The 8,475-nt window shown below is 62.0% G+C and carries 11 protein-coding genes; all 11 read left to right on the top strand.

Annotated elements, in window-relative coordinates:
* The first annotated feature begins 7 nt into the window (after positions 1 to 7).
* The 11 genes from AC13D8_RS01400 (at position 8) to AC13D8_RS01350 (ending at position 8,396) form a co-directional block, all read left to right on the top strand.
* The gene (locus tag AC13D8_RS01400; protein WP_482967312.1) at positions 8 to 154 is read left to right on the top strand and encodes an EamA family transporter; all 147 of its coding nucleotides are present in this window, start codon (positions 8 to 10) and stop codon (positions 152 to 154) included.
* A 241-nt stretch (positions 155 to 395) separates the two neighbouring features.
* Positions 396 to 1,022: an RNA polymerase sigma factor gene (locus tag AC13D8_RS01395; protein ID WP_482967310.1), complete on the top strand. Its 627-nt coding sequence runs from the start codon at positions 396 to 398 to the stop codon at positions 1,020 to 1,022.
* 179 nt (positions 1,023 to 1,201) lie between these two features.
* A complete protein-coding gene (locus AC13D8_RS01390; RefSeq protein ID WP_482967309.1) occupies positions 1,202 to 1,447 on the top strand; it encodes a hypothetical protein in 246 nt (81 codons plus the stop codon).
* Positions 1,444 to 3,210 (top strand): DUF3141 domain-containing protein, encoded by a 1,767-nt coding sequence (locus AC13D8_RS01385; RefSeq protein WP_482967308.1) that lies wholly within the window; start codon positions 1,444 to 1,446, stop codon positions 3,208 to 3,210. The genes AC13D8_RS01390 and AC13D8_RS01385 overlap by 4 nt, the downstream gene beginning before the upstream one ends.
* A 178-nt stretch (positions 3,211 to 3,388) precedes the next feature.
* Positions 3,389 to 4,231: an enoyl-ACP reductase FabI gene (fabI, locus tag AC13D8_RS01380; RefSeq protein WP_463203862.1), complete on the top strand. Its 843-nt coding sequence runs from the start codon at positions 3,389 to 3,391 to the stop codon at positions 4,229 to 4,231.
* The gene (gene petA / locus AC13D8_RS01375) at positions 4,228 to 4,830 is read left to right on the top strand and encodes a ubiquinol-cytochrome c reductase iron-sulfur subunit (RefSeq protein ID WP_482967307.1); all 603 of its coding nucleotides are present in this window, start codon (positions 4,228 to 4,230) and stop codon (positions 4,828 to 4,830) included. Before fabI ends, petA begins: the two co-directional genes overlap by 4 nt.
* 57 nt (positions 4,831 to 4,887) lie before the next feature.
* Positions 4,888 to 5,565 carry a CBS domain-containing protein gene (locus tag AC13D8_RS01370; protein WP_454275571.1) on the top strand — a complete coding sequence of 226 codons (678 nt, stop codon included), beginning with the start codon at positions 4,888 to 4,890 and terminating at the stop codon, positions 5,563 to 5,565.
* A 60-nt stretch (positions 5,566 to 5,625) separates the two neighbouring features.
* A complete protein-coding gene (locus tag AC13D8_RS01365) occupies positions 5,626 to 6,387 on the top strand; it encodes an NAD(P)/FAD-dependent oxidoreductase (protein WP_185926681.1) in 762 nt (253 codons plus the stop codon).
* On the top strand, positions 6,366 to 6,785 hold the full coding sequence (locus AC13D8_RS01360) for a hypothetical protein (RefSeq protein WP_482967306.1): 420 nt from the start codon (positions 6,366 to 6,368) through the stop codon (positions 6,783 to 6,785). Before AC13D8_RS01365 ends, AC13D8_RS01360 begins: the two co-directional genes overlap by 22 nt.
* Positions 6,786 to 6,880: 95 nt before the next feature.
* Positions 6,881 to 8,044: a phospholipase D-like domain-containing protein gene (locus tag AC13D8_RS01355; protein WP_482967305.1), complete on the top strand. Its 1,164-nt coding sequence runs from the start codon at positions 6,881 to 6,883 to the stop codon at positions 8,042 to 8,044.
* Between the two features lie 184 nt (positions 8,045 to 8,228).
* Positions 8,229 to 8,396 (top strand): hypothetical protein, encoded by a 168-nt coding sequence (locus tag AC13D8_RS01350; protein WP_158274093.1) that lies wholly within the window; start codon positions 8,229 to 8,231, stop codon positions 8,394 to 8,396.
* The last annotated feature ends 79 nt before the right edge of the window (positions 8,397 to 8,475 follow it).

The following is an 8,475-nucleotide window of genomic DNA, read 5'->3' as shown; positions in this document are numbered from 1 at the left end:
GGCGATCGTGTTCAGCTTTCTGGTCCCGATCTTCGGTCTTACAATCGGCGCGCTGTTCTTCGGGGAACGTCTGTCCGGCATTCAGTTTTCCGGTATTGCGCTGGTCGTTCTGGGGATCGTGTTCGTCAATCTCAAGGGCAGGCCACAAGGGTAGTCGTGCCGCGCCGAAGGGAAACCTGACGCCGGAAGGATGCAGTGCGACATCCTGCCCATCCCGTCACCGCCGAAAGCCACCTTGCCGTAGACTGACAGAAACCCCATGTCGTTCAGTGCTGCGCGACGGGCTGCGACGCGTTTGATCCATGTCAACGCCCGCCCGCATTGAAACTGCAAAATGCAACAGTCAGACCATCGTTGCATGACAGCGCAAGATGCGCGGAAAGGGCAGGGACATCATGGCATCGCAAGACAGTCGCAAGCGGGAGGTGTCCGGCACTTCGCCGGAACGCGCGCTGTTGGACGGGCGCGGCGCGTTCATGGGGTTCCTGGTCAAACGGCTTGGCAACCGCGCCGATGCCGAGGATGTGTTGCAGGAGTTCTGCATCCGGGTGCTGACGCGCAAGGATCAGCTCCGCGATGTCGACCGGATGGATGCGTGGCTCTACACGATCCTGCGCTCCACCCTGAACGACCACTACCGCAAGGGAACCCGGCGCAGCCGTCTGGCGGCTGCGGCGGCGCACGAACCCGAAGACTGGATCGCCGATGCGCCCAGTCAGATGGCGCGGCTATGCACCTGCCATGAGGGGTTGATTTCCGAACTGCGCCCGGCGGAGTCCGAACTGATCCGGCGCATAGATTTCGGCGAGGAGGATCGAGAGACCGTGGCGGCCGATCTCGGACTGACTCGCAACGCCCTCGGTGTCCGGCTTCACAGGGCGCGCACTGCCCTGCGCGAGGCGCTGACGGCGCATTGCGGCTCATGCTGCCGGGAGGATCGCGAGGATTGTTCCTGTCCGCCCAGAGGCTGCGCGAACGTCGTACACGAAACCGATTGCGAAGACGTGGGACAGGAACACTGATCGCCCTGTCGGCGGGTCTGTAACGATTTCCTTCTTCCGGCGTCTTCTTCTGTGACCAAGCCCGAAGGCTCAACCACAGGAGTCGCCTAGCCATGCCACGCAAGACGATGGATCGGAAATCAGGGGGAACCCGTCACTCATCATCCGACGACGATGATCTTCGGATCTTGTTCTCGCAAATGACCTGTGCCTGTGCCGAGACCTGCGGGCATGCCGACGCCCCGATGGCGCGGGCGTTGTTCAACCGGGTCGAAATGATGAACCAGCCCCCGTCACTCGCGGCGCGCGCGTTGGGCATCGAGCCCGGCGATGCGTCCTATCTGCTGACCGGTCTGCGCGAGGATGTCGCGGAGGATCTCGTGCTTGTGATGCTCGCTGGAAGACCTTCCGGCACAGACCCCCAGTCAAGAGGAAACCGAACATGAACAAGAGCCTGCGCCTTGCGATGGAGACGCCCGAACACGCCCCTGCACCTGTCGCTGACGATGTGGGCACGGGCGCGCAGACGCCCTATGCTCAGGACGCCTTTGAACGCTGGATCCTGTTCCTCGACACGCTGCGCGAACGCGCCGACAACATGATCGCGCATGAGCGGCAGGGCATGCCGCCGCTGCTGGATTTCGACTACGAGCTTTTGCTTGACGCCCGCAGTTTCGAGCGGCCCGCCAACTACGCACTGCTCAGGATCACGCGGGTGGGAGAGGATTGCTGGGACGATTGCGTGGACGAGGCCAAGCCGCCGGTGATCGTGATCGACCCGCGCGCCGGGCACGGGCCGGGCATCGGCGGGTTCAAGCGCGACAGCGAGGTCGGCATGGCGATGCACGAAGGCCACCCGGTCTATTTCGTGATCTTCTATCCCGAGCCCATGCCGGGTCAGACGCTGTCGGACGTGCATTATGCACTGCGCGATTTTGTATTGGAGGTCGCGCGCCGTCACCCGGACACAGCCCCCGTGCTCTACGGCAATTGCCAGGCCGGTTGGGCGGCCACGCTGCTGGCGGCGGATTGCGACGGCCTGACCGGTCCGATTGTGCTGAATGGCTCACCGCTCAGCTATTGGTCGGGCGAGGCGGCAAGCAGCCCGATGCGGATGATGGGCGCGCTCTCGGGAGGGGCCTGGGCCGCGCATATGATATCCGATCTGGGCGATGGCCGGTTCGATGGCGCCTGGCTGGCGCAGAATTTTGAGACCCTGCAACCGGAAAAGGCGATCTGGGATAAGTACGCGACCCTCTTTGCCCATGCCGACACAGAGCGTGAGCGGTTCGTCGAATTCGAACGCTGGTGGAATGGCTACTACACGCTCAGCCGTGAGGAAATCCTCGGCATTACGCAGAATCTGTTCATCGGCAACCGGCTGGAGCGGGGCGAGATGCAACTGGACGCTCATTGCACCATTGACCTCAAACGCATTCGCAACCCGCTGATCATCTTCGCCTCGGAAGGTGACAACATCACGCCGCCCGAACAGGCAATGGGGTGGATCGGCAAGCTCTATCCTGACACCGATGCGCTCAAGGCAGCCGGGCAGCGCATCGTCTACATGACCCACCCCCGGGTTGGGCATCTGGGAATTTTCGTCTCCGGCTCCGTCGCGCGGCTCCAGCATCGGGCGATCCTGGAAAGCCTGGACGAGGTCGAGGCGCTCGCGCCGGGGCTTTACGAGATGGTGATCGACAACCCGTCGGGCGACCCGGATTGCGAGAGCGGTGATTTCGCTGTGCGGTTCGAGCCGCGCGAGGTCGATGATCTGGGCATTGCGTCAGATGATGGGGCCTTGAAACAGGTCGCTCAGATTTCGCGGATCAACGAGGCCTTCTATTCGACTTTCGTCAGTCCTTGGATTCGCGCCGCGACGACCCCGGCCAGCGCCGAGGCGCTCCGTGCCCTGCATCCGATGCGCTGGACGCGGACGATGTTTTCCGAACGGGTGAATCCGTGGATGGCGCTGGTCAAATCCACCGCCGAAACGCTGCGCGAGACGCGCGACCCCTTGCCGGAAGACCACCTTGCGATTGTCACCGAACGCGCGCTGTCGGCGCGCACCGGCGAGGTTCTGGGCGCATGGCGCAAGGGGCGCGATGCCTGGATCGCCCGTGTCTTCGGCGCGATGTTCGGCCCTTTCCCCGTCATCACGGCGCCTGCACAGGCGGACCATCCGGACGCCGTATCACACAAGGAGTGACCGAATATGGAATGGCTTTCTCAGAACTGGGTTTTGGTTCTCCTCTTCGGCGGAATGGCCGCGATACACCTTTTCGGGCACGGTCATGGCGGACACAAACATGGCAAGACAAGCAAGAGTCATAGTGTGCATGAGAAGAAAAAGGCCGCGTCCTCCGATACCAAGGCAGCATCCGAAGATGCCTGACTTAGACGAATGCTGCGATCCTGCGGAACTGCTTGATCTGTCCGGCCGGAAGGGTCTGGTTGTCGGCATCGCCAATGATCGCAGCCTGGCCTGGCCTGCTGCCCTGCATTTCCGTCAAGCGGGTGCTGAACTTGCCGTCACCTATGTCGATGAGCGCACCAAACCTTATGTGGCGCCATTGGCGGCACGGCTCGAAGCGCCGATCCTGCTGCCCTGCGATGTGAACGCACCGCATGAACTCGACGGTGTTTTTGATGCCATCACCGAACGCTGGGGAAAGCTGGACTTTATCCTTCATGCCGTGGGCAGCGTGCCGCCCGGCGACCTTCATGGCCGCCTGACCGACTGTTCGGCTGAAGGATTCACCGAAGCGATGGATGTTTCGGTCCATTCGCTGATCCGAATGGCCCGTCTGGCCGAACCCCTGATGAGAGGCGGCGGCAGTCTCATCACGCTGAGTTATCTCGGTGGCGAACGTGTGGTGGAGAATTACAACGTGATGGGGCCGGTCAAGGCGGCTCTCGAAGCTACGGTGCGCTATCTGGCGCACGAACTCGGGCCATCGAACATCCGCGTCAACGCCATTTCGGCAGGGCCGGTGATGACCCGCGCGGCGTCGGGGTTGACCGGCTTTGCCGGGCTTCTGGACGCAACCGCGCGTGCCGCGCCCCTGCGGCGAAACATCGAGGCCGACGAGGTGGGCCGAGCCGCCCTGCTGTTCGCCAGCGACTATACCGGCGGCATCACGGGCGAGGTGCTGCATGTCGATGCGGGTGTTCACGTCGAAAGCCCTGTCGCCGCAGCGGAGATGAACTCTAAATCGGAGGAATCATGATGCGCCAGACCAATGACGAAACCAATCAATTACCCGCAACAGAGCGCCGCGATTTCCTTTATTATGCAACGGCCTCTACCGGCGCGATTGCCGCAGGCGCGGCGGTTTGGCCGTTGATCAATTCGATGAACCCCTCAGCGGATGTGACCGCGTCCGGCACGGTCAGGGTCGATCTTGCCGGTGTCGAACCGGGCCAACGTATTACTGTGAAGTGGCAGGGGCGCCCGGTCTTCGTCTGGCGCAGGTCACCAGCCGCAATCGAGGCTGCACGGGCCGTCGATCTTAACCAGCTTCCCGATCCTGTTGACGAAGCGGGCGAGAATCCGAACGCAAGTGGCGAAGAGCAAGCACTGGATGAAAACCGCGCGGCGGGCGAGGATGGCGAGTGGCTGATCGTCATCGGTGTCTGCACCCATCTCGGGTGCATTCCACTAGGGCAGGATGGGTCGGCGGTGGGCGAGTTCGGCGGTTGGTTCTGCCCGTGCCACGGATCGCACTACGATACCTCAGGCCGGATCCGGAAAGGGCCGGCACCACGCAACCTTGACATCCCGCCCTATAATCTGGGCGACGACCTGCAACTCGTTATCGGCACCTGAAGTGCTGAACCAGCCAAAACTCAAGAAGGAGACTATGACATGCAAGCCAGGGATATCATGACGATATCGGTGATCTCGGTCCCGCTGGAGGGACAAATCGAGGGCGCGGTACGCTTGATGCTCGACCACAATATCAGCGCGCTGCCCGTCGTTGACGCAGAGGGCGATCTGAAGGGTCTTGTCAGCGAAGGCGACCTCATGCGGCGCGTCCGCGAAACAGATGGACCACGCCGGTCATGGTGGCTCGAGGTGCTGGGCGGATCGGGCGATGCTGCCAGGGATTTCGTGAAGCTCAAAAGCCACCGCGTCGAAGACGTGATGACAAGGGATGTGGTTTCGGTAGAAGAAGACACCAATGTCGCAGAGATTGCGCGTCTTCTGGAAAAGCACCGGATCAAGCGCGTGCCGGTGGTGAGTTCCGACAAAGTAGTCGGCATCGTAAGCCGGGCGAACCTGCTCCACGCCTTGTCGGCGCTTCAGGATGGGGCGCTGCCGGAGCCGTTGGAGGACGACCGCGTGCTGCGTGCAAAGATTGAAGAGGCTCTGAAAGAAGTGCCTGGTGCAGCGGTCAACCTCATCAACTACACCGTGCACAAGGGGAATGTCGCCGTCTGGGGTGTCGCCGACAGCGATTTCGAGGAGAATGCGATCCGGGTTGCCGTCGAAAACGTGCCCGGTGTCAGGACGGTTGAGGTCCATATGGGCCGCCTGCCGGCCTGGGCTTACGGGATCTGACTCACGTTGCGGAGATAAACCCGGCCTGTCAGGACGTCGATCGTATCGAGGAGGGTTCGTATGATGGCGCTAACGCCAGGTTCCGCCGACCCTGAAGACAATACGATTGAAATCGTCGGGGCTGGTCCCGCAGGTCTGGTCTGTGCAATCGTTTTAGCCAAGGCCAATCGCCGGGTCGTGGTGCGAGAGTGGCACGAAGATGTCGGCCATCGGTTCCACGACGACTTTCAAGGCCTTGAAAACTGGAGCGACGCACAGAACGTTCTGGACGAACTGGCTGATGCCGGTGTTGTCGCCGATTTCGATCATCGCGGTGCAACCGAAGGCTTCGTCTTCGACAGCCATGCAAAGGCCCACAGAGTGCATGGATCGAAGCCCCTGTACTATCTTTTGCGCCGGGGCAACGCACCGGGAACGCTTTACCGGGTCTTGCTGGATCAGGCCCGCGCGGCCGGGGCCGAGGTGCGATTCAACGATCGCGTGAAAAAGACCACGACCAACATGGTCCTGGCAGGCGGACCACGGCGGGCCGATATCATCGCCGTGGGCTACGTCCTTGACACCTCTATGGCCGATGGTGCGTGGCTGGCCTTCGGGACCGAGCTTGCCCCGAAGGGCTACGCCTATCTGCTCGTGCACCGGGGGCGCGGCACGGTGGCCAGCTGCATGTTTTCAGGTTTTCGCGATCAAGCGAAATATCTCGCGGCAACCGTGGAATACTTCAAGCGTCACGCGGGCCTGGAGATGAAAACGCCGCGAGGCTTCGGCGGTTTCGGGAAAGTCCGATTGCCGCGCACGCGATGCAGGATGGAAACCCGGTGATCGGCGAACACGCGGGTTTCCAGGACGCGCTGGCGGGATTCGGGCTACGCTATGCGATGCGATCCGAGCCCCTGGCGGCCCAAAGCCTGATCAGCGGCGTCGACTACAGGAAAGCCTGGCGTGAGGCGCTGCAACCCGGCCTGCGCGGTGGTGTCGTCAATCGGTACCTGTTCAACCGGACGGGCGCCCGCGGGATCGACTACCTGATCGGAAAGCTGGGATCGACCGACACTGGCATTGCCTTGGGCGAGGCATATCGGCTTTCATTGCCCAAGCGACTGCTGCTGCCGCTCGCCCGTTTTCACTACCGCAACCCTTTGGAGGACCGCAGTTGCAGCCATGAGAACTGCGATTGTGTCGGGTGCCAGCACGGCGCCCATGAAACAGCGAACACCTGACGGATGTGCAGTCTTGCCTTTTCGCGCTGCAAGCATGGCTCCGACATCGTGACGTCGATGTTGCGACCGAACCAGTGGGGCGGTAGGCCGCGATCATGAGCACCCCGCGCGCACCTCGCGAAAACTCCCTGACGATGCCACAGGCGCGGGCAGCGATGTGTGTGCCAAATCTGGGCGAAGGGTCGGGCGCTTTCCAGCTCTTTGTCGAGGGGGATGCCCTGTTCGATGCGATGATCACGGAGATCGAGGGCGCGACCGAAGCAATCTGGATGGAATCCTACATCTTTGCCACCGACGAAGTCGGCGCGCGTTTTGTCTCCGCCCTTGCAGCCAAGGCGCGAAGCGGGGTTGACGTTCGGTTGCATCTCGACGCTTTCGGTGCTGGCCAGCGGGATTTCGACAAGTTTCGGCGGGAATTGGAACGAAGCGGTGTGCGGTTTCGCTGGTTCCGCCCCTTCGATCTCCGACACCCGCTGCGATATTTCCAACGCAATCACCGCAAGCTTCTCGTCGTGGATGGCCGGGATGCCTTCCTGGGCGGTTTCAACATTCGCCGGTTAAACTCGCGTCGGCTTCATGGTGCAAGCCGCCAGCGCGATACCCATGTGCGTGTCCAGGGGCCGTTGGCGACGCTTGCCGCAAGTCATTTCATTCGACTCTGGCGGGAGGCCCGCCCGCTTCCGGCAAACGCAATTCCCGAAGAGGCCGACGGCATCGAAGGACTGCTGGTGCCTAGCTATTCGCGCAAGTGCCAGAAAAGGCTCGCCTGTCTGCATGCGGGACTGATCGGGATGGCACAATCCTGTGTCTATTTGACGTCGCCCTATTTCAGCCCGGGCACCGTGGTCGACCGGGCGCTTCAGGATGTCGCGCGTCGCGGCGTGGACGTCCGTCTGCTGGTGCCACGCAGAAGCGATCCCCTGGTCGCCGGCTGGGCGACGCGGGCGGCATATGCGCAGCTTCTCTCGGCGGGCGTGAGGGTCTACGAGTACTTGCCACGTCAACTGCATGCCAAGACTTCCGTCGTCGATAATGGCTGGTCGATCGTCGGGTCAGCAAACCTCGACTACCGAAGCCTGTTCATCAATCAGGAGTTGGTCCTGTTCGCGCGTAACCGCGTCCTGGCAGGGCAGTTACAGGCGCAGTATCTGCAAGATATTTCGGATGCCCGCGAAGTCACTCTTCGGACCTGGCTTTCCCGCGGCTGGCGCGCGCGTGGTTTCGAGTTGATCGGATGGGCCGCGCGGCGGCTGCTTTAACCGGCTGCACCGGTCAGCCGACAGCCTGCCGGAATGTAGTAACTCTGTCTGCAATATCGACGCCTTCCTACGGCAGAGCGATACACTTGCTCCTGTACTAACGAAGACCGACAGGTTGCCAATCCCTGTAATGCTTCCGGTCGGGGCGCGTCTATAGAACGAAACCAAACAAAAGGAGGTCCAGATGGACGACCGTTCAACTTCGCAGACACAAGACGCGGCCAAGCAGAAGCAGGGCGGATGTTGCGGTGGCAAGACCGACGCGCAGCCGAAAGCAACTGTCGAACCGCAGGTCGCGGACCCCGCAAAGGCAAAACCGGTCAAATCCGGCTGTTGCTGCGGTCAGAACTGACGATGCCTCGCAGGATGGGCGTTTTGCGCCGGTTGCGCACCCATCCTTGCAAGGTGCCGACCGGCAACGGCGTTCGCGA

The sequence above is a fragment of the Roseovarius sp. B-10 genome, assembly GCF_056859295.1.
This window is presented reverse-complemented; position numbering and strand designations above follow the sequence as displayed.

Bases quoted from the DNA above. Each gene is read 5' to 3' on its own strand.
- AC13D8_RS01350 (WP_158274093.1), top strand. From the start codon at position 8,229: ATGGACGACCGTTCAACTTCGCAGACACAAGACGCGGCCAAGCAGAAG.
- AC13D8_RS01390 (WP_482967309.1), top strand. From the start codon at position 1,202: ATGACCTGTGCCTGTGCCGAGACCTGCGGGCATGCCGACGCCCCGATG.
- petA (WP_482967307.1), top strand. From the start codon at position 4,228: ATGATGCGCCAGACCAATGACGAAACCAATCAATTACCCGCAACAGAG.
- AC13D8_RS01365 (WP_185926681.1), top strand. From the start codon at position 5,626: ATGATGGCGCTAACGCCAGGTTCCGCCGACCCTGAAGACAATACGATT.
- fabI (WP_463203862.1), top strand. From the start codon at position 3,389: ATGCCTGACTTAGACGAATGCTGCGATCCTGCGGAACTGCTTGATCTG.
- AC13D8_RS01360 (WP_482967306.1), top strand. From the start codon at position 6,366: ATGCAGGATGGAAACCCGGTGATCGGCGAACACGCGGGTTTCCAGGAC.
- AC13D8_RS01395 (WP_482967310.1), top strand. From the start codon at position 396: ATGGCATCGCAAGACAGTCGCAAGCGGGAGGTGTCCGGCACTTCGCCG.
- AC13D8_RS01355 (WP_482967305.1), top strand. From the start codon at position 6,881: ATGAGCACCCCGCGCGCACCTCGCGAAAACTCCCTGACGATGCCACAG.
- AC13D8_RS01385 (WP_482967308.1), top strand. From the start codon at position 1,444: ATGAACAAGAGCCTGCGCCTTGCGATGGAGACGCCCGAACACGCCCCT.
- AC13D8_RS01370 (WP_454275571.1), top strand. From the start codon at position 4,888: ATGACGATATCGGTGATCTCGGTCCCGCTGGAGGGACAAATCGAGGGC.